The following is a 20,336-nucleotide window of genomic DNA, read 5'->3' on the forward strand; positions in this document are numbered from 1 at the left end:
CATTGGCGCCGCACTGGTAGCGAAAGCCCTTGGCGTCATGGCATCGTTGGGCTGACTCAGGCGCGTCAATGCCGTTCGCGCCTACGCGGCGTCCGTGGATCTCTATCGTGTCGCCATCGATGACTGAAGCGACGCCGGCGATCGGCGCCGGACTCGAGCCCCACCAGTTCGGGAAATTGAGCTCGGGCATGTTGCTGTGGTGAATGACGAACTGCGCCGCGAAGTCTGCCGTTGCAGCCACGGTCACGAAGATCAGCCGCTTCGGAATGCCCGCCAATTGGCGGGCACGTCGCAGCTTGGCGCCGGTCCGATTGCGCGATTGCGCAGACCGATTGTCGTGTCGATATTTGTCCAAACCCCACTCCCCGATGAGAGGATGCGGCTATTTTGGCTTGGGGTCCAGAAGCGCCTGTCGCGGCCTAAGCATTCGCTGCTATTCCGTGGAATACTTTGCACCAGAAGCGGTAGTCACTTTCGCGACCGTCAAAATGTGCATGTAGCGCGCAGTGTGCTGCCGCAGTCGCCGCGCTCGACCCATACAGCTCAACGGCCGCCTGCGCCATGCGTCTGGTGTCGGCAAGTTCCCATAGCGTCAACTCACCTTCGCCGCCGGGAAACAGATCGAGCTTTTCGACGTCCATTCAAGCATCGTGCACCGATTTCGCCAGCAGGGCAAACAATGGCGGCGACCTCAGGTCGTCGCCTACCGACAGTCGTTCGCGGCCAAAGCCCGTCACTGCTTCTTAGTGGCGGGTCTTCTAATGGCAGATACCTGACCGCGCTTCCGCCGACACATAACTGTAACGGAGTAACCTGATTATTCCTTCCGTGGGACAGTATGAGCAGGGGACTATGGACATGCAGCGTCCTTACAAAGGAACAGCATCGACCCATCTCTTCGGTCGAAATGGCGCAGCGTTGGGCGCTTGGGCGAGCGCACGGGGCGTTAAAATCTATCAGCGTTCAAAGACGGTATGGATCGCGGCTGGCGGCCATAGAGGTCGCGATATGGAAGTTAAGGGGCGGTCGCCGGCGATCGTGATTGCACTATGGGTTGAGGCTACCCAGTACAGAGGCTCGATATAGGGCGGCTTGTACAACGACGTACTTGGTGTCGTGCAGAGCCAAGGTGGCCGGCGCCTTACTTTGGGGGTGGGTGGGGTAACCTGCCTTGGTGAGACGCCGGCCTGGCGGTTGGGGTCCGCCAACAAATAGAATATCAGGAAAAATTGAGCTTCGATGTTCCGCGATAGCGGAATGCGCGAGAGATGGTGGCCCTGATCTAGTCGATCTCAACCGCGCAAGCTCGTCGAGCGCTTCTTCAACAAAGCCAAACAGTTCCGACGGATCGCGACACGTTACGACAAGCTGGCAGAAAACTACCTTGCCGCCGTCAAACTCGTCGCTATCCGCATCTGGCTACGCAGTAATGAGTCTACGGCCTACGGCCTAGGGCCGTCGGGCAACGGAGTCTCAGAATTCGCGCTTGGGCCGGAGACCCACGGACTAGAACAGCTTTGCGGACGCTCAGTCCTTCCGGCAGGGGCGACTGTCGCATTTGGCACAACGATAAAGAGCTTGTGATTCTTGCCCGCAATCAACCCCACCGCCTCTTTGACCTGGCCGGTCGATCCCTAGCGCAGACCCCTGTCTGCGGTGCCACCGGCGAGCCTCTTAGCGCAGCACATACTCCCTCGTGGAACATTACCGCTCCGAAGAGCTTCGGCTCTCGCACTGCTCCCATCCAGTGCAATTCCTCGATGACACTCGCCCGCTGCCGCAAAGTGGCGGGCTTTTTTTGTGCGGAGGCCGCGTGTGGCGCTAACCTGCCCGCCGGAACTGCATGCCGGCTCTGCCGGCTTCAAGCAATTCCTCTTCGCTGGTGTGCCCAGATTGGAAGAGGTTGACTAACCTTAGGGCGGTCGCCTCGGCATCTGGCGAGCCGGGCTGACAGCCGCTCTCTGCACAAAGCACATCGAAAACCCGCTTCAAAAGCTCCAGGTCGGTTGGATAAAATCCGGCTGTGTGGCTATGGTCTCGTGACATCGCCGCTCCTCCGTAGAAGGCGAGAGTGCGATATTCGCTCCCAACCAGCGGAGCCCGTGACATGGCCGCTGACTTTCGTATCATGCGCCCTTCCAACGGCAGAGTCTGTTCACTTCGACAAAAGCAAGAAAAACAATCGGGAGCAACTTGGCTGTTAACCCACCGCAGCACCCAAGTCCAGAAAACCGCACCTTGCTTCCGGGAAGGAACTTAAATCGATGCGCCAGCTTATCGCCTTATGAGTACTCGCAGCGCGAATTTCCTGCACAAGTGGATTTCCAACAATACCCGAAACAGTCGGCGCCGACGCCACCTCCGTGGGCGAACTGACCCGAAAGCTGTTCGCTGACGCCAAAGCAGTAGGCATCAGTGGCGCCGAGATCGAGGAAGATACCGTCAGCGTTTACAATACCATTCTGGATGCGATCGTCTACCACGACGCTGGTTTGGCCGACTGAGGACTAACCCAGCCCAAGGACAATTGACTCTGATGATCAGTTCAGCCGCGGTGCTGTGGCGGGCTTTTTCATTCGGCCCGGAACGACCAGCGCCGTGAGAGGTTAGACGTCTGGCCGATGCTCCTCCCTCCCTCCGTCGTCGTCGGCTCAGTAGCCCGTCTCGGCTTACGCCGGGGCGGGTTTTCTTGCGTTTAACGCGGAACAAACCGGCTGTTTGCCAGGTTGGAGCCTTGGAAGCTTCGCGACGACAACTCCCCAGCTTCCGCAGCCCGCCTCGCTCCACGGCAATGGCTTCGAGGCGGGCTGCTCTTGTATTTCGGCGATGCCTTTTGCAGCCCAGAATCGCCCGCTGCTGGGTGGCCGGCTTTTTTTGGAATCTACTGCAACCCCTTACGACGCTCGAACATTTCGCGATTGCGAGCCTTCGCTTCATTGACCAGATGACGAAGTTCGGCGCAGGAAACGGCAAGTTGCGTCCGCGCCGCCTCGCACTTGCTGCGCAGAACTTTGGCCTCAGCGGCCAGTTCCTTGCCCTCGCGCCGCAGAATATCCAAGCGGTCCTCTGAGCGTCCCATCGACGGACAATGCGCCCGATGGAACGGCGGCGCAACAGCGTTGGCGCGATGGCGCATGTCTGCTAGGCGCCGTTTGCCGCACTAGGTTCCAGCGGCTCGTGGTCGGGCTGTTCATGCCACATGACCTGGCGCAAGTCGCGCATGTCGACTTTCTGCCCGCAGATTTTGCAGGTGTAGAAGATGTCTTCTTCGCGCACCGGATCGCGACCATGCAGATGCCCAGGCTTGGGCGGGCCGAGGTCGGATAGCTTGGTCACCGGTTGCGCAGCTTTTTCGCTTCGAGTTCCAGCGTGGCGCGCTCGTTACCATGACGCTTGATCAATTCGCGCACCTGTTCGGCGCTGATGCCTGCCTGCTCGGCGAAGTATCGGACCTCATAGTTCTCATCGGCTGAAACGCGGTTTCGATCGCGGAAATCGCGCTTGCTTTTATCGTCTGTCATTGCGCTCCTCCTGGCTCCTGCCGATGGGCAACGCGCTGCCGGCATCTTTGTTGCACCCCGAGTGCCGGTTTCCAGGTTTGGAACCATTTTAGCTAAAACTAATTGAATCGCGGCCTCGCGAGTCAGTTCATGCGTTTGAAGTTCATCCCGCCAATGGAGCCAGAGCTTGTCGACACCCCGCCCGAGGGTGACGACTGGCTGCACGAGGTCAAATTCGACGGCTACCGCACACAGATGATAAAGGACGCCGACGGCATCCGCGTGCTGACCAGGCGAGGGCACGACTGGACCGGTCGGTATCGCTACCTCGCCGAAGAAGCCGCCGCGATCGAGGCCGAGACCTTCATCCTGGACGGCGAGACGATCATGATCAATGAGGCCGGCCTGTCCGACTTCCACGCCTTGCAGGCAGCCGTCAGCAAGCGCACGCCGTCGCCTGACCTCTATCTCGTCGCCTTCGATCTGCTCTATCTCAACGGCCACGACCTGCGCGACATGCCGGTGGAGGACCGCCGCGAGATCCTGCATGAAATGATCCCGGCCGGGGGACGTATCCAATTCAGCGAGGCGCTGCCGGGCACCGGTGATGCCGTCTACCACCTTGCCTGCGATACGAACCTCGAAGGCATCGTCTCGAAGCGCAAGACTAGCCTCTACCGCAGCTGCCCGACGATGAACTGGCGGAAGATTAAATGCTTCGCCGAAAAGGAGATGGACATCATTGGCGTGCAGCGCGAAGTCGGCAAGCCGGCCATGGTTTTGATGGCCGACAAGGGCCACTACAAGGGCGGGGCGTTCGTTACCTTCAAAGCCGACAAGCGCCAGCGCCTGTGGGATCGCGTCCAGGGCAAGGTCGGCGGGCCAGTGCCGAAGGGTCTGAAAAAGGAAAAGGCCGAATGGCTCAAGCCGGGTCTGGTCGGCCGGGTCAAATTCCTGAAAGGCGAGGAAAAGCTGCGCCACGCCAAGCTGAAGGACTTCTGGGAGGATGATTGAGAATGGGCGCGCGGTTGTTTCGGATCCACTTCACAGATAGCATTGAGCACTCCAGGGTAGGGAGCGCAAACATGGCTTGCACAACGAAGGCGACATTCGGTATCTCGCTTTTGAGCCTGTATCTGGCGGGTTGCCTAACAGCTTCAGCGGGCGGAAACGGTGGCTGGCTCAATGAACGAGCTGCAACCACCCGAACCAATGAAATGGCGCGGAAAGGTATGATGCCGGCAACCGTTGACTGCCGGTATAGCAGCAACGGTCCGGTGAATTTGTCGAAATTTACATTCAGGCGAGCACCGGTGAACACCACCTGGAGATGGTATGTTGGAGCTCCCGACTACGTAGCATCAAATGAAGTTGCGGCGCGTGGAATGGGCCTTCATCGCGTGTTCTCCAAAAAGACCCGCGACAGAGCTACAGGCCGAACAGCTCAATGTTCGATTTGGAGGAATTGATCGCTTGGCCGTAGCCAAAAAGGACCAGGAGCGCGTCACCTACGCCTGGATGTATGGCGCCCAGGCTCAAAAGGACGGCAAGGAGCGCGCGGTGCCGGCCTACTGGCAGGAGCACGCCGACGCCTGGCTACAGGGCTATGACGGGACACCTCTGAACGGTGGACCGAAGCCGATCAGTGACCAGATGGAAGCAGAGATCGACGAGGCCGGCGTCGAGAAAAGCTAGATCGACTTGCCGGCGCGGATCATGGCGCGCGCGACTGATCATCTAGAACAGTTTAAGGAGCGAAGTTGCCGGTCATGACTGAGAAAAAGAAAACAGCAGATCCGAACAGTTGCCACGCCACAATCAAGCCCAGGCAGAACACCACAGCCCACGCGATCAGATTCCCCTGATTCTTTCCGACATTTTCGCTAGGAGTTGGCTTTTGTCCCTCTTCGGTCATGATCTCGCTCTTCATTAATTGGCCAACCGTTGCTTGGCTGACTGATAGCGGCCGTTATCCAATCATAGATGGGAACCCCCGATAAGGGCAGACCTCCTGGCAATCGATCGATCTGTCTGGGTATTCGTCCTAGGCGGGTTGATCATCTTCACTCCATGTCAGGCACTTCGCCGCTGGAGAAAAGCACATTCGGCGGGCCGTAGTGTAAGTGTCCGGCCTAACCCGTTTCGGCCGGGAACGCGGCGGCAGTGGCCATGACTTCAAACGGCAGATTCCGACCCGGAGCGGACTTAACTGCCTAGTTTAAAGAGCCTTAACGCCCGCGTAATAGGCGAGCCGTTATAACCAGCGAATGGATTGGTGGATTGGACTCTGCGGCATTACCGGAATCGTCTTGGCGTTGGCGCTCGAATATCGCGGGCTGAAATGTAGCGGCAGACAATGGCTGGCGGAAAGGTGGCCGGAAAGGTTTGTCCTCGTCATAGCCGCTGGAGCGTTTGTTGGACTTGGATTTGGCATCTTGCCAATCCAACTTTACCGTGTCGGCAAAGCATTCATCGGGCTTTACCGCAATCCGCCAACGCCGCTCATCGTACTGGCTCTACTGCCTTTCTTGGTAGGAGGGGGGGGCGGCATTTGGATTATGGGGGCTGCACACCGGGCACGGCTTAAAAGGCGTGACCAGCGCCAGAGCGGAATGGCCGTCCACGCAGGTTGGTCTCTCGCGTTGGCTTCTTGTTTCTGGCTTCTTGCAACATTCAGCATCGGGGGAGGCTTTGTCGCTTCTTTCCTGCTGATTCGTGGCCTGTGACTGCTTTTCCATCCAGCTGCGGCCTTCCTGGCGGCCCATTTTGGATGCGCTGCCCCATCCATTAATCGAGATGCTGACTACATACGCGTCTTGACTGGACGGTGCCTGGATCTACGCCCGAAGGGCATGCGGCTCTCCGGCCAGCCCTCACAACAGGCCTCCAATGCTGCCGCATGGGCTTGCCCCCAGGCACTTGCGGCGCGTGACGCCGAATGGTCAGAACCATCTTCGGGCGGACCGTTGATGTCCCGACCTTCAACAATGAAGGCACCGTAAGCTGCTTCCTCAGCAGTGAAGCCAGCGCGCGCGAGTGCTTCCTCGGCGGCCGCTAAGCCTCGTGAGATTTCCTCGGGCGAGGCACCCGGAACTGACAGAACGAGGTCCATATCATCCTCCTTGTGGCTATCCTGCCGATAGTGAACGAAAAGAGAACATCGGAGTCAAGAGGCTCTTGACGAGTGAGGAATATGTTCCTCATTTGTCAGCATGGCGCACGATCCGATCGACACGCTGGGCAAGGCGACCCGGCACAATATGCTCATCAAGGCGGAATGCAGTTGCGGCAATGTCCGCTACTGCCGCTCAGCCGACTTGATGATGGTCTATGGCGGCGGCGTCGACCCGCTGTCGCTGAAATTCGATTGCAGCCGCTGCAAGCCGCAGGTGACGATCACCCTCCTTGAAGTGCACCCCGAGCACCTGCCGAAGCGGCTGATGATCCATAAGCCGATGAAGGTCGATGGCAAGATCACCTGGCACACCGAGCGGTTCCGGGGATGACAAAGACCAGCCCTGATCCAGCCCGGGCGGAACATTAGCTATTGCTAATAGTTGATGTGGGCGGCAGGTGGTGCCCCCCATCGCCTGCCGAAGATCGGCCCCCCCGATCGGGCCCGTGTCCTCCGCCGAGGCGCGGGCTTTCGGCGACCGCCGATCCTGCCACATCCAAGGTTTCTGAGGTGGGTGCCCGCTCATCAAGAAGTGCTAATGTTCTAAGAACGCGACCGCCACTCTGACTTTTGCGGCCAAACACAGGGACCCATTCACAGGAGGCAACAGGTGAGGCACGAATCAACGAAAGTCACTGGAGGATGCCTTTGTGGCAGCGTTCGATATGAGGCAGAGGTCTATCTTCACAACGGTTATATCTGCCACTGCACCATTTGCCAGCGCAGCACAGGCCAACCGGCCGAGATTACGGTCTTAGTTAAGGCCGGCACTCTCAGATATTTGAAGGACGAACCGAAATACTATGCTTCGTCAGATGACGGGAAACGTGGGTTTTGTGGGCATTGCGGGTCTCGGATCGTATGGCAGGCATCCAGGTGGAAGGATGACTGGTTGACGAATATCACGGTGGGGACCTTGGACAGGCCGGACGAGGCCAGGGTCACCAGGCATATCTACACGGACACTCAGTTGTCTTGGTATCGTGTGTGTGAGGAGTTGCCGAAGCTAACTGAGAGTGATGCTGGAAGGCTAATCGAACTTCTCAGAGATGAGTTACGGCCGGAACTGCCGCGTAGGCTTGGCAACGAAGGAGAACTCTAGAGATGTCGATCCGCGATGAATTGCAGGAATTTTTGGACATCTATGTCGCTGCATACCGATCGAAGGACGCCGCCGGTTGCGCAGCCATATTCGCACCTGACGGGGAAGTCCATTCGCCTTATGCGCCCCGGGCTCGCGGCCGCGCGGCGATAGAGTCGCTGCACGCCGTATGGACACAAGCCGCAGGCACCAACAAGACGCTTGCCGTAACGGAGGCGGGGAGCTCTGGCGACCTCGCCTGGTGTCTTGCGGCCTACTCAGAAGGTGAAGCGACGGGAAACGGAACATCACTCAGCGTCTTTGAGCGTCAGGCTGATGGAGGCTGGTTGGTCCGTATGTGCAGCCTCAATAGCAGCGCTGTTGGCGAGTGAGCGACAAACCGGTGACCACCTACATCGTGACGCCGGCTCTACCCTTCCGGTAATAGTATTTAGTTCGCGTCAGGCCGCTTTGGCCTTCCGTTTCGCAGGAGCCTTCTTCTGAGGCGCCGGCTTTCGCCCAAGACCAGAGGCCTTCGCCAAAGCGGACCGCTGCTCCGCATAGTTTGGAGCCACCATCGGATAGTCGGCCGGTAGCTTCCACTTGGCGCGATATTCATCGGCCGTCATGCCAAGCACGGCGAGATGGCGTTTCAGTGACTTGAACTTCTTGCCGTCGTCAAGGCAGATGATGAAGTCCCGGGTGATGGACTTCTTTGGATTGACGGCGGGCATGAGCTCTTCGGTAGGGGTAGTCGCAGGCACGCCGAGGTTGGACAGTGAAATGTGAACCGACACGATGAGGCTTGGCAATTCGCCTACTGGCACCGGGTTGTTGCTGACATATGCGGCAACAACATCAGCGGCCAATTCGACAATCTCGGTGGCGCTATTGATCTGCTCTGGCAAGTTTTGGAACTCCTATTGCTTTTCGGTATATCTACTTTGGATCTTTCCTCTTCGCAATTCGTGCGAGGGCAAAAACATTCTGCGGCTTCTAGATTGGTCCGACCGTATACGGCCGCTGCGGCGCGTCCCTCTATGCTCGGCGACCCTGGTAGCGTCGTCAATCGATGCCGCAGACGCACGCCGTTCGCCAAGTCCCGACTGACATTGGAAAACCCTGGATGTGTGCAAGTAATTCTGCTGATGAATACTCTTTCGAGAAAGCTAGCCCTTCCGACGTTCAACGCTTCTGTCGCCGATAGTATGAGAAGAGAAGCTTTGACACCTTGGGACGATAAGGCCGACAAGCCTGGCGTTTGTATTGGGCCGGTATTTTGCTTCCAGCGTGCGCCGTCAATCCGAGGATCGAGGAAGCCGCAATCACGAGAACGTCTCAGTGTGAAAACCCAATTTCACACTGACATCGTCTGTCGCGGACGCAGCCGTGGTATCCCAGGCGTGCAGGCCGTGTTCCGTGTTCCGGGCCAAGACTTCGCTGATCCTTACGACCATCCCGCTCCCGTAGGAGCCGCTGCGCCGATAAAGCACGTTAGCGGTCAAAAAAATGAACTCTTGTTTCTCTGAGTAAAATCCGCCTTCGTGCAACATCGTGCCCGGGCTCTCCCGAATGAATCTCGCATGGGAATATAGTCCTTTGCGCGGAGAACGCTATTCCTGGTTGATGATCGCCATTCGCTCCAGCATATTTTGTAGCTCGCGATTCGAGGGCGAATGCGAACTGGGTGGCCCCGGCAGCAACATATCGGGGTGGAACTGAATTTTGGCAGGGGTTGGGTCTTGTGCAGACGACACCGAGGTGCTTCCGATCGTCCTTTAGAGCGCTAATAAATGGCGGCGGGAATGACGACGGAGTACCACGCGAAACTCTATGCGCATGAGCTGAGCAGGCGGCATTCGGTTGCCGACGCCGGGAAGCTCGCTGCCGCGTTATTGGATGCGCAAGTCGACCTCAATCCGCACCAGGTCGAAGCTGCCCTATTCGCCTTCAAATCGCCCCTGTCCAAGGGCGCGATCCTTGCCGACGAAGTCGGTCTCGGGAAGACGATCGAAGCCGGGCTTGTCCTCGCGCAGAAATGGACGGAAGGACGGCGGCGCATCCTGATCATCACGCCCGCCAATCTGCGGAAGCAGTGGTCGCAGGAGCTGGAAGAAAAATTCTTCCTGCCGACGATGATCCTTGAAGCCAAGAACTACAACAAACTCGCGAAGGGTGGCATGCGTCGTCCGTTCGAGCAAAAGTCGCTCGTGATCTGCTCCTTTCAATTCGCGGCCCGCTGGGCCGACTCGCTAATGGTCATTCCGTGGGACCTCGTCGTGATCGACGAGGCGCATCGGCTCCGCAACGTCTACCGGCCCGACAACCGGATTGGCCGCGCCTTGAAGACTGCCCTTGGCAACGCCCCGAAGATCCTGCTAACCGCGACGCCGCTGCAGAACTCGCTGATGGAGCTCTATGGCCTCGTCAGCCTAATCGACGACTATGCGTTCGGCGATGCCAAGAGTTTTCGCTCGCAGTACGCACGCATCACTGGGGACGAGCAGTTTGACGAGCTGAAGGAGCGCCTGAAGCCAGTTTGTCACCGGACACTGCGGCGGCAGGTCCTTGAGTATATTCGGTACACGAACCGCATTCCGATCACACAGGAATTCGTGCCTAGCGAACGCGAGCAGGCGCTTTACGATATGGTGTCGGAGTATCTCCGGCGGCCCTCACTGCAGGCTCTGCCGTCAAGCCAGCGAACCCTGATGACGCTGATTATGCGTAAGCTTCTCGCCTCTTCGACCTTTGCGATTGCGGGCGCCCTGGACTCCCTTGCGCGCAAATTGGAGCGCCAGCTCCGCGACGATATCAACATGAGGGAGAAGCTGGTCGAGGAAATCGCCGAGGACTACGAAGAGTACGAGGACACCTCAGACGAGTGGTCGGACGAAGGTGAAGAGCCGGAGCTTCTCACCCCGAGCGACATTGCCAATATTAGCCAGGAGATTGGTGATCTGCGGGCTTTCCGCGACCTGGCAGTCTCCATCTCCGAGAACGCCAAGGGGCTCGCTCTTCTGAGCGCCCTACGCGCCGGGTTTGCCAAGGCTCGGGACTTGGGAAGCGCCGAGAAGGCGATCATCTTCACGGAATCCCGACGCACCCAGGAATATCTCGTCCGGCTTTTGTCTGATCAAGGCTATGACGGCAAGCTTGTCCTATTTAATGGCTCCAATGCAGATCCCCAGTCCAAGGCGATCTACAACACCTGGGTCGAGCACCATATGGGCACCGACCGCGTGACGGGCTCCCGCACCGCCGACATGCGGGCTGCGCTCGTTGAGTATTTTCGCGAGAAGGCTGGCATCATGATCGCCACCGAGGCTGCTGCTGAGGGTATCAACCTTCAATTCTGTTCGATGGTGGTCAACTACGACCTTCCGTGGAATCCGCAGCGCATTGAGCAGCGCATCGGGCGCTGCCACCGCTATGGCCAGCGTCACGACGTTGTGGTGGTCAATTTCCTGAACAAGAACAATGCTGCCGACCAGCGTGTCTACGAGCTGCTCGCCGAGAAATTCAAGCTCTTCTCTGGCGTGTTCGGTGCTAGCGACGAGGTGCTCGGTGCCATCGAATCCGGCGTCGAGTTCGAGAAGCGCATCGTGTCCATTTACCAAACCTGCCGGTCGGATGCCGCCATTGAAGAGGCGTTTGAACGGCTGCGGACAGAAATGGAGACGAACATCTCCGTCACGATGGAAGATACGCGCCGCAAGCTGCTGGAGAATTTCGACGCGGAGGTCCATGACCGCCTCAAGATCAATATGGCGCAGAGCAAATCGTACATCGACCGATACGAGCGCATGCTCTGGGCGGTCACCAAGCACGAGCTAGGCAAGCTCGCAAAATTCGACGACGACTATCTGACCTTCATCCTGACGGCTGCGCCAGTCGGAGTCGAGGTCCCCGCAGGGAGCTATTTCTTTTCCAAACAGGGCCTCGACGGGCACCGCTATCGCCTGGGCCATCCGCTTGCGCAGCACGTCTTGTCTCTTGCCGCCTCGCGCAAGCTGAATGGAGGCGAGCTTGTCTTCGACTACACCGCATGGCCGCAGACGGCCATTGCGATTGCGCCGTTCGTGGGGAAGTCGGGGACGCTCGTTGCGCACAAGCTGTCCGTTCGCGGAGCCGACGATCAGGATCACTTGATTCTTGGGGCGATGACGGATGATGGCGTTCGCATGGACCCGGCCGCAGTCATGCGCCTGTTTGAAATGCCTTCCCGAAAAAATGGAGCCGCCGCCCTAGAGTTACCGCAGGCGATGAAGGCGACGGTTGACGGCCAGCGTAAGACCATTCTCGACGAGATGGCTCGTCGCCAATCCATCTGGTTCGACGAGGAAATGGAAAAACTCGACCACTGGGCCGAGGACCGCCGCGCGGGATTGAAGGCGGACCTGAAGGAACTGGACGAGCAGATCAAACTGCTGAAGAAGGAAGTGCGCCAGACCGGCAACATGCCCGAGAAGCTCGTGCTGCAGCGCAAGGCCCGGGCGCTGGACACGCAACGGGACGAAGCGTGGCGCGCTTATGATGCTGCCGCGAAGGATATCGAGGTTCAGAAAGATGGCCTTCTGGATCAAGTGGAAGAGCGCCTTGGGCAAAGCGTGTCCGACGAGCAGCTATTCGCAATTAGGTTTCAGATTCGATGATGACTATGATGAAAAGTGATATAAAGGCCGAAGGCGCACAGATACAGAAGGCTTACTTGAGCCTATTCAGCGGAATAGGAGGTCTCGAACACCCTTCTATTCCACCTGTTCTGTTTTGCGAACAGGATGCCGAATGCCACGTCGTGATAAAAGGTCGCGAGTTAAATCGAGATATCACTATCCACAATGACATTCGGGATCTTCACGTTCCTCCCTTGGCCTCGTTCGTAGTCGGAGGGTGGCCATGCCAAGACATAAGTTCCGCTGGGAAACAGGTAGGATTGTCTGGAAACCGATCCGGCTTGTTCTTTGATATGTTGCGCGTGGCCGTGGCGTCCGGTGCACACACGATAATTGGTGAAAACGTACCGAATCTTCTCACACTAAAGGGCGGAGCGGATTTCGAGGCGGCGAAATTGGCTGTCCGAAACTACGGATTCAATCACATCTCATGGCGCATATTAAGCGCTAGAGAATTCGGTCTGCCTCAGGACCGGAACAGGTTGTTCATTGTGGCCTCAAAACATCCGTCCCACGCATTGGCACTTCATTGCGACATACCCCCGCATTCCGCCCATAAGGAGACTCCGGAGGTTCACGGATTTTATTGGACCGGCGGCAAGAGGTCGATTTGCTATTCGACCGGCTACGTACCTGCCTTGAAGGTGGGGGCGACAGATAACAGGGGTAGAGGCACGGTGGCCGTATTCGATGGCCGTATTGCGCGAAAGCTGACAGTTGCGGAAAACCTCGCACTTCAAGGCTTCTCAGATATCCCCATCTCAGGAATGGCACCGTCGACGCTGCTTAGAATGGCCGGCAACGCAGTTGCAAAGCCGGTCGGCCAGTTCGTTGTGTCCAGCGTCATGAACGCCTGCCCGCCGTCAGGCATGAGAAGCGGCTTCTCTCTTCGTTCGTCCTCTGGATATTTCGACAGTGAAGTAGAGTGGGCGATAGATCACAAGCCGAGTTATCTAGCTTCAAATCTCGGCGATTTTCTCGAGCCCGGAAAGCATCAGCCCCTGTCAGCGCAGGCGTCGGCAGGCCTGATTGTCCGTTCTGTGCGTTCAGCTACACCAATGCCGACTGAGCTATTCGATGTGCTCTACAGACAGTCGCTCGATCGAGGCGGGAAGATTCATCCGTCTCGTGGCGACAGTCTTGCAGCATTTACGGAAATGCTTCCGAAAATCGTTGAATACAGGAACAAATTGGGCGGGATGGCAAAATGGGGTGGGAATTGAGCGAGCGAATTCGGGGCATCGGCAGCGTAGACATACGGATCGACGAACTCTTGTCGTCACTGACAAGTGAGCGCGTCGACGAAAAATTGCTGCGGGATTTCATATTCGACGCTTTCGCCCGTGACTTGTTGGGCAAGGATGCCAACAGGTTTCGATTCGACTGGCGAGGGAAGCCAAATCTCCTCGGCCTCATTCAGCGCCGTCCACAGGGCGCCTTGCACCCTGACCAAAGCATGTCTGTGGATTTCGACAGCGCCCGTCACGTTGCGATCGAGGGCGAAAATCTGGAAGTAATGAAGCTTATAGAGCGATCTTACTTTGGCAAGATAAAGATGATCTATATGAATCCGCCGTTCAACATCGGCGGAGAACTGATGTTCGATGACCGAGAGGGTCATTTTGACCGTTATGTCCGTTATGTCGCCGGTGAGGAGGTGGACGGAAGTGTTGGAATACCCGCCGGAAACGGCCATTCGGGTTGGCTTAATATGATCTACACCCGGCTCTTTGTCGCCAGGAACCTTCTGTCAAATGATGGCGTGATTTTTGTCTCCATCGACGACCATGAGGCCCACCATCTCCGGGCGGTAATGGACGAGGTTTTCGGAGAGGAGAATTTCATAGCTTGTTTCGTTTGGGAAAAGCGCTATTCGCCGCCACCAGATACGAAAGACGTAGGTTATGTACATGAGAACGTGATGTGTTACCGGCGCTCTGAAGAATTCGCGGCGGGACTTCTGCCTATGACAGACGACCAGTCGGCCAGGTACACCAATCCGGACAACGATCTGCGTGGACCTTGGAAGGCGGCTGACTATACATGCAGGTACACGTCTGAAGAGCGCCCCAATTTGTATTATTCGGTAACAAATCCGAATACGGGCGAGAAGATCTTTCCCAAGAAGACCCGAGTGTGGGCCTGTTCGCAATCCGAGCATGAAAAGAACGCCCAGGAAGGTAGGTTGTGGTGGGGTGTTGACGGCAACAACTCGATACCGGCCAAGAAAAAGTATCTGTTCGAGATTCGTCAAGGTGCCATGCCCAAGACAATTCTTCAGCATGATGAAGTAGGGCATACTGACGAAGCAACCAAGGAGCTCAGGCAGCATCTATCCGAGCTAAAATTGTCTTCAAAGCCGACGAGGCTAATGAAGCATCTGCTAAGCATTGCTAATGTACGCAAAGACGACGTTGTGCTGGATTGCTATGCCGGTACGGGAGCCATGGGAGAAGCCATTTTTTCCCTAGAAGCCGATGACGCTCAGGCTCCATCGTTCATCCTTATCGAGTTCCCAGAGAAGTTGGAAGGCCACGAACTTACGCTTTCGGAGGCTATGCTGCGACGGCTGACTTCAAGTGCGAGGCGCAGCAACGGCGCATCCCCTGGGTTCAGGACCTTCAAGCTTGGGCAATCAAATTTTCGGAGTTGGGACGGCGATGCTGAACGGGACGAAGACCTGCTAAGTCGCCTTGAGAGCCACGTTGAGCACCTGAGTGAAGTTGCGGATCGTGGCAGCTTGTTCTTTGAACTCCTCCTAGGTGCGGGCTTTCCGCTAACAACCAGATTCAAGTTGATTGAGATCGCCGGAAAACAGGTGTTCTCCGTAGAAGACGGCGCGCTCCTCATCTGCCTTGAGAAGGAGATCAACCCGGAGCTGATCGACGCGCTGGCGGAGGCGAATCCGTTGCAAGTCATCTGTCTTGACGAGGGTTTCAAAGGCAACGACCAGTTGAAGGCGAACGCGGTCCAGACCTTCAAGGCGCGCGCCGAGGCCGAGGAATCCGAAATCGTGTTCAAGACGGTCTGAGGGGCGGCGGCATGAAGCTCAAGTTCGACCCCTCCCTTCAGTATCAGCATGACGCGGTGAACGCTGTGGTCGGCGTCTTTGAGGGTCAGCCCTTTGTACAGACTGGGGCGATGGCGTTCCATTCGCTCCAGATCGGCGGGCTCTTTCAAACTGAGCTTGGTATGGGCAACCGGCTCAATCTTCCGGATGACGAGATTCTCAAGAACGTCCACCAGATTCAGGAGGCAAACGAGATTGAGAAAGTCGTGACCCTGCAGGGGCGAGAGTTCTCCATCGAGATGGAGACCGGCACGGGCAAGACGTATGTCTATCTCCGCACGGTCTTCGAGCTGAATAAGACTTACGGATTCAAGAAATTCATCGTTGTCGTACCGAGTGTCGCCATCCGCGAGGGCGTGCTCAAGAGCATCGACGTGATGAAGGAACATTTCCAGACGCTCTACGACAAGGCGCCGTTCAACCATTTCGTCTACGACAGCAAGCGCTTGGGCAAGGTGCGGCAGTTCGCGGCCAGCAACCAGATTCAGATCATGGTGATCAACATCCAATCGTTCCAGAAGGATGTTGCCGACAAGGACTTGGCAGAGATGACCGAGGAGGAGCTGAAGAAGCTGAACGTCATCAACCGCGAAAACGATCGTATGTCGGGGCGGCGACCCATCGAATTCATCCAAGCCGCGAATCCGATCGTCATTATCGACGAGCCGCAGAGTGTCGACACCACCGAAAAATCACGGCGGGCGATCGGAAACCTTAATCCGATGGTGACTCTGCGCTACAGCGCAACGCATAAGAATCCGTACAATCTCCTTTACAAGCTCGATCCCATTAAGGCCTACGACCTTCGACTGGTAAAGCGGATTGAGGTAGCGTCCGTCCGTTCGGACGAGAGTTTCAACGACGCTTATGTCAACCTGATCGCGATCGACAACACGAACGGTATCCGCGCTCGCATCGAGATTCACAAAGAGGGAAGGTCAGGGCCGAAGCCGACCAAGCTCTGGGTCAAGCAAGGCGATGATCTTTTCGTAAAATCCGATGAGCGCGAAGCGTACCGCAACGGCTACATCGTCCAGAATATCGACTGCACCCCCGGCTCCGAATATGTCGAATTCAATCGGGGACGGTTCCTGGAATTGGGGCAGGAGACCGGAGGCCTCGCCACTGACATCATGAAGGCCCAGGTCTTTGAGACCGTTGAGCAGCACCTGAAGAAGGAGCGCGCTCTGAAAGGTAAGGGCATCAAGGTTCTCTCGCTCTTCTTCATCGACCGAGTTGCCAACTACCGCATCTACAATGACGGTGGTAACACGAGCCTCGGCAAAATCGGACGGTGGTTTGAGGAGGCTTACCGCGAGCTGACGGCCAAGCCGATTTACAAGGGAGTCATCCCCTTCGACGTGACCGAGGTGCACAACGGGTATTTCTCGCAGGACAAGCAGGGGCACGCCAAGGACACGCGCGGCAACACCGGTGATGACGAGGACACCTACAGCCTTATCATGCGGGAAAAAGAGCGCCTGCTGGATCCGGAGGTGGCGCTGCGTTTCATCTTCTCGCATTCCGCACTCCGCGAGGGGTGGGACAATCCCAACGTCTTTCAGATTTGCACGCTCAACGAAACGCAGTCCGCCGACAAAAAGCGGCAGGAGATCGGGCGCGGGCTCCGACTTCCCGTTTACGGCCTCGGAGAGAAGCGCGGAGAGCGCGTTCACGATGAAACGGTCAATCGCCTCACCGTGATCGCCAATGAGTCCTATGAGGAGTTTGCGCGCACGCTACAGACCGAATTCGAGGAGGATTTCGGCATCCGCTTCGGCAAGGTTGAAAAGATCGCCTTCGCTAAGCTCTTGCGGCGGGCCGAGGACGGGACCGAAAGCGAGATCGGACAGGACGAGTCAGCGAAGATTTGGGGCGAACTGGTCACCAAAGGCTATCTAAACGCGGCCGGCGACATTTTGGAGAAATTCGATCCCAAGAATCCGCACTTCAATCTGGAGGTGCCGGAAGCCTATACCGACCTGAGGGCCGCCATTGTCGACGAGATCAACCGCAAGGTCTTCAAGAACCGCATCGTCAACGCCCGCGACCGGCGCAAGTTGAAATTCCGCAAGGAAGTCCATCTTAGCGAGGATTTCCAGAAGCTGTGGGGGAAGATCAAGCACCGCACCCGCTATCGCGTCACCTTCGAGACTGCCGACGTGATCGACCAGACGCTCGCCCGCATCAAGCAGATCGAGCCGATCAAGGCGCCGCGCGTTTTGACTACCGTCGTCGAGTTGGACATCTCCGATGCCGGCGTTTCGGCCGACAGGCAGATTGCGACTCGCGTAAAGGACGCGGAGCCGGTCAAGGTGCTGCCGGACATTCTCGCCTTCCTACAGAAGGAAACGGCGCTCACCCGGCATACGCTCGCTGAAATCATAAAGCGCTCCGGCAGGCTTGGAGAATTCAAGATCAACCCGCAGGCCTTCATGGCGGCGGTTGCGAAGGAAATCTCTCGCGCGCTCCATGATTTGATGCTGGAGAATATCAAGTACGAAAAGGTCGCGGGGGCGTACTGGGAGCAGAGCCGCATCGAACAAGATGCGGAGGAAGGGATCGTCCGCTACCTGAGCAACCTTTACGAAGTGCAGAACCAGAAGAAATGTCTGTTCGACGCGATCGAGTATGAGTCCGAGGTGGAAAAGCAGTTTGCCCGCGACCTGGACAGTAACGAGAACGTCAAGCTCTTTGTCAAGCTGCCGTCGTGGTTCAAGATTGACACGCCAATCGGCTCTTACAATCCCGACTGGGCTTTCGTCACAGACCGCCAGGAGAAGCTCTACTTCGTTCGCGAGACCAAAAGCACACTCGATTCAGAAGAGCGCCGGATGAAGGAGAACCAGAAGATCGCTTGCGGCCGAAGGCATTTCGAGGCGCTCAATCTGGATTTCGATGTCGTTACTGCGCTTGCGGAGGTGGCTTTCTGAGGTCGCAATGTCAATCAATGGATAGGTTCGACTCACTCACAAGATCCAGGATTATGGCGAGCGTCGGCCAACGCGACACTGGCGCTGAAATGGCGCTGAGGAAGACGCTTCACCGCACCGGACTGAGGTATCGACTGCATGACCGCTCTCTACCTGGCAGTCCTGACCTAGTCTTCCGTCGCTTTCATGCGGTCGTGTTCGTACATGGGTGCTATTGGCACTCTCACGGTTGCTACCGTTCCACCGTTCCGAAAAGCCGACAGCATTTTTGGAAGGACAAGTTCGAGGCGAACCGCTCTCGGGACAGACGAAATATAGCATCGCTCCTCGATGGAGGGTGGCGTGTGCTGACCGTTTGGGAATGTGCGCTAAGAGGTAAGTTGGCGCAAGACCCCGTCACTTTAGCCGAAGCCGTCAAGGTTTGGTTGGACAGTCCGCAGCCTACCGCTGAAATTGACGGAAATACTGACTTGGCTGCAGTGCTCTCCATCTCTGACAGCGGCAGATCGGAGCAGAATGCGTAGGAAAGATCGAAATTCTTGATCGCAAGACCAATGACTCAGTGTGAAACACCATTTTCACACTGAGAGGTCTCCAGACGTCAACTCGCTGCTCTATTCTACCTTAAACCAGACCGCTTCCCACTGATTTGAGGTTACAGTCTCAAGCTGCTTTCGAGCTCTGATCCAGGTGGGGGTTTCCCTGGTGTGCCTTGGGATGGCCAGGAGGCTGGCCACGCTTATCGACAGACGTTTGAACGCGAGGTACTGAGGGTTTTCGGACGAGCCCCAGTCTAGTTTACTACCGCTTCTGATGGCCTGCCGGAGACTTTGATAGGCTTGGCGCAAACAACCAAGACGGGCTAGTTCCGAATCGTCCAAAACTAGCTCTGCACACAGCTTTACGAAGAGGGCTTCCATCGCTCCCTCCGATGCAGCGGATTTTTTAAAGAGCTCCAGCTTTTGCAAAGCAAAGGTCTCTTCCTTGTTGTCGAGTAAAAAATTCCACGCCTTCCACGTCGAAAACAGCTCTCCGTAACTACGGAAGAAATCGTCGGTGCGCGCTTGTGCCTGTTCATTCTGCCTCTGACGCAAGTTCCAGCTGGCTGTGAGGCGATTGCCTACTAACCACGCAAGAGTGACCGTCAGGATTGGTGGCAAAATCGCTTTAGCAATTTCGATGATGGCAGGCGAACCCCCAAGCGCTTCAAACATTCAACCTATCCCCAAGGGAAGCCATCCAGAGCATGACGCTCCAGCCCATGCCCGCAGGCTTATCGGGCACAGTGGTTCGCACCATTACACCAAAAGAGCCAAATGTCCTCTGGGGACAGCGACAGGGGGACGATGCCAAAGAAGAATTTCTTTGACCGAGTTTGGGTTGCAGCAATCCCCAGGGTGGATGGAACGAAATTGACCGAACAGCCCCTATGGTGAGGGTTGTTTTGGTCAGGAAAGTTATTCTGTGGGTTGAGTACCTGTGGCCTGGTGACGTGCTCCCCGTGTTGCCCGCGTTTATAAGTTGATCCTGTTCACGTTGTGGTCCGATCTGGACCGGGTTGCAAACTCATTCGGGGTGAGCCCGTTGAGGTTCGTGTCCGGGCGGTTCACATCGTAGTCGATCCTCCATTCTTCGATACTGTCTCGGGCGTGCCGCTAGCTGGTCAAGAGCCGTTCGTTGAGATACTCATCGCGCATCCGACAGTTGAAGCTCCACGAAGCCGTTCTGGATCGCGCGATTTAGTGCCATTCGACATGGGATCTTCCTGCCACGCCAGGATGGGATTCAAGGCCAGCTCGGTGCCGTTGTCCGACACGATCATGCAAGGGTAGCCGCGATGCTCGGCGACGATATCAAGTTCGCGGGCGACGCGTAGTTTGCCAGGTATGCTTTCCGCGCTT

The 20,336-nt window shown here is 56.9% G+C and carries 20 protein-coding genes and 1 pseudogene; 13 read left to right on the plus strand and 8 right to left on the minus strand.

Features of this window, described 5'->3' with window-relative positions:
* Both LB545_RS29765 and LB545_RS29770 read right to left on the minus strand, forming a co-directional pair.
* Nucleotides 1-277, minus strand: a 277-nt coding sequence (locus tag LB545_RS29765; protein WP_411971097.1) for a thermonuclease family protein, incomplete at its 3' end; no start/stop codon positions are given.
* Between the two features lie 142 nt (nt 278-419).
* Nucleotides 420-641, minus strand: a complete 222-nt coding sequence (locus LB545_RS29770; RefSeq protein WP_224706215.1) for a hypothetical protein — start codon at nt 639-641, stop codon at nt 420-422.
* Between the two features lie 658 nt (nt 642-1,299).
* Here LB545_RS29770 and LB545_RS29775 point away from each other — a divergent pair.
* Nucleotides 1,300-1,422: pseudogene (locus LB545_RS29775) on the plus strand (IS5/IS1182 family transposase); the annotation flags it as partial.
* A 941-nt stretch (nt 1,423-2,363) separates the two neighbouring features.
* On the plus strand, nt 2,364-2,504 hold the full coding sequence (locus tag LB545_RS31265; RefSeq protein WP_411971098.1) for a hypothetical protein: 141 nt from the start codon (nt 2,364-2,366) through the stop codon (nt 2,502-2,504).
* Between the two features lie 377 nt (nt 2,505-2,881).
* On the opposite strand, the gene LB545_RS29785 is transcribed toward LB545_RS31265, so the two are convergent.
* From LB545_RS29785 to LB545_RS29795, 3 genes are all read right to left on the minus strand, one after another.
* Nucleotides 2,882-3,058 carry a hypothetical protein gene (locus tag LB545_RS29785; RefSeq protein WP_224706216.1) on the minus strand — a complete coding sequence of 59 codons (177 nt, stop codon included), beginning with the start codon at nt 3,056-3,058 and terminating at the stop codon, nt 2,882-2,884.
* Nucleotides 3,059-3,141: 83 nt separating this feature from the next.
* Nucleotides 3,142-3,336 (minus strand): hypothetical protein, encoded by a 195-nt coding sequence (locus LB545_RS29790; RefSeq protein WP_224706217.1) that lies wholly within the window; start codon nt 3,334-3,336, stop codon nt 3,142-3,144.
* The gene (locus tag LB545_RS29795) at nt 3,333-3,521 is read right to left on the minus strand and encodes a DUF3606 domain-containing protein (protein ID WP_224706218.1); all 189 of its coding nucleotides are present in this window, start codon (nt 3,519-3,521) and stop codon (nt 3,333-3,335) included. The genes LB545_RS29790 and LB545_RS29795 overlap by 4 nt, the downstream gene beginning before the upstream one ends.
* A 129-nt stretch (nt 3,522-3,650) precedes the next feature.
* On the opposite strand from LB545_RS29795, the gene LB545_RS29800 reads away from it, so the two are divergent.
* A complete protein-coding gene (locus tag LB545_RS29800) occupies nt 3,651-4,514 on the plus strand; it encodes an RNA ligase family protein (RefSeq protein ID WP_224706219.1) in 864 nt (287 codons plus the stop codon).
* A 459-nt stretch (nt 4,515-4,973) separates the two neighbouring features.
* Entirely contained in the window at nt 4,974-5,195 is a 222-nt protein-coding gene (locus LB545_RS29805; protein ID WP_140583823.1) for a hypothetical protein, read from the plus strand.
* A gap of 52 nt (nt 5,196-5,247) precedes the next feature.
* Here the strand turns inward: LB545_RS29805 and LB545_RS29810 are convergent, their stop codons facing one another.
* Nucleotides 5,248-5,430 (minus strand): hypothetical protein, encoded by a 183-nt coding sequence (locus tag LB545_RS29810; RefSeq protein WP_224706220.1) that lies wholly within the window; start codon nt 5,428-5,430, stop codon nt 5,248-5,250.
* A 379-nt stretch (nt 5,431-5,809) separates the two neighbouring features.
* Here LB545_RS29810 and LB545_RS29815 point away from each other — a divergent pair, with 379 nt between their 5' ends.
* The 4 genes from LB545_RS29815 to LB545_RS29830 all read left to right on the plus strand — a co-directional run bounded on the left by LB545_RS29815 (nt 5,810) and on the right by LB545_RS29830 (nt 8,148).
* Entirely contained in the window at nt 5,810-6,226 is a 417-nt protein-coding gene (locus LB545_RS29815) for a hypothetical protein (RefSeq protein WP_224706221.1), read from the plus strand.
* A gap of 486 nt (nt 6,227-6,712) precedes the next feature.
* A complete protein-coding gene (locus LB545_RS29820) occupies nt 6,713-7,006 on the plus strand; it encodes a hypothetical protein (RefSeq protein WP_224706222.1) in 294 nt (97 codons plus the stop codon).
* 279 nt (nt 7,007-7,285) lie between these two features.
* On the plus strand, nt 7,286-7,777 hold the full coding sequence (locus LB545_RS31270) for a GFA family protein (protein WP_181178006.1): 492 nt from the start codon (nt 7,286-7,288) through the stop codon (nt 7,775-7,777).
* Between the two features lie 2 nt (nt 7,778-7,779).
* A complete protein-coding gene (locus LB545_RS29830; RefSeq protein WP_224706223.1) occupies nt 7,780-8,148 on the plus strand; it encodes a YybH family protein in 369 nt (122 codons plus the stop codon).
* A 69-nt stretch (nt 8,149-8,217) separates the two neighbouring features.
* Here LB545_RS29830 and LB545_RS29835 read toward each other — a convergent pair whose 3' ends face one another.
* Entirely contained in the window at nt 8,218-8,664 is a 447-nt protein-coding gene (locus LB545_RS29835; RefSeq protein ID WP_224706224.1) for a MucR family transcriptional regulator, read from the minus strand.
* 897 nt (nt 8,665-9,561) lie between these two features.
* Here LB545_RS29835 and LB545_RS29840 point away from each other — a divergent pair.
* The 5 genes from LB545_RS29840 to LB545_RS29860 are packed head-to-tail and all read left to right on the plus strand — an operon-like array spanning nt 9,562 to nt 18,959.
* Complete coding sequence (locus LB545_RS29840) at nt 9,562-12,411, plus strand: SNF2-related protein (RefSeq protein ID WP_224706225.1); 2,850 nt, start codon at nt 9,562-9,564, stop codon at nt 12,409-12,411.
* A gap of 8 nt (nt 12,412-12,419) precedes the next feature.
* Nucleotides 12,420-13,655, plus strand: coding sequence for a DNA cytosine methyltransferase (locus LB545_RS29845; RefSeq protein ID WP_224706250.1), 1,236 nt, complete (start codon nt 12,420-12,422; stop codon nt 13,653-13,655).
* Entirely contained in the window at nt 13,640-15,463 is a 1,824-nt protein-coding gene (locus LB545_RS29850; RefSeq protein WP_224706226.1) for a site-specific DNA-methyltransferase, read from the plus strand. Before LB545_RS29845 ends, LB545_RS29850 begins: the two co-directional genes overlap by 16 nt.
* A gap of 11 nt (nt 15,464-15,474) precedes the next feature.
* Nucleotides 15,475-18,435, plus strand: a complete 2,961-nt coding sequence (locus LB545_RS29855; RefSeq protein ID WP_224706227.1) for a DEAD/DEAH box helicase family protein — start codon at nt 15,475-15,477, stop codon at nt 18,433-18,435.
* Nucleotides 18,436-18,452: 17 nt separating this feature from the next.
* Nucleotides 18,453-18,959: a very short patch repair endonuclease gene (locus LB545_RS29860; RefSeq protein ID WP_224706228.1), complete on the plus strand. Its 507-nt coding sequence runs from the start codon at nt 18,453-18,455 to the stop codon at nt 18,957-18,959.
* A 90-nt stretch (nt 18,960-19,049) separates the two neighbouring features.
* On the opposite strand, the gene LB545_RS29865 is transcribed toward LB545_RS29860, so the two are convergent.
* Nucleotides 19,050-19,649, minus strand: coding sequence for a hypothetical protein (locus LB545_RS29865; RefSeq protein WP_224706229.1), 600 nt, complete (start codon nt 19,647-19,649; stop codon nt 19,050-19,052).
* Nucleotides 19,650-20,336 lie beyond the last annotated feature (687 nt).

Source organism: Mesorhizobium sp. BR1-1-6 (genome assembly GCF_020165355.1).
In the GTDB taxonomy this organism is placed as follows: domain Bacteria; phylum Pseudomonadota; class Alphaproteobacteria; order Rhizobiales; family Rhizobiaceae; genus Mesorhizobium.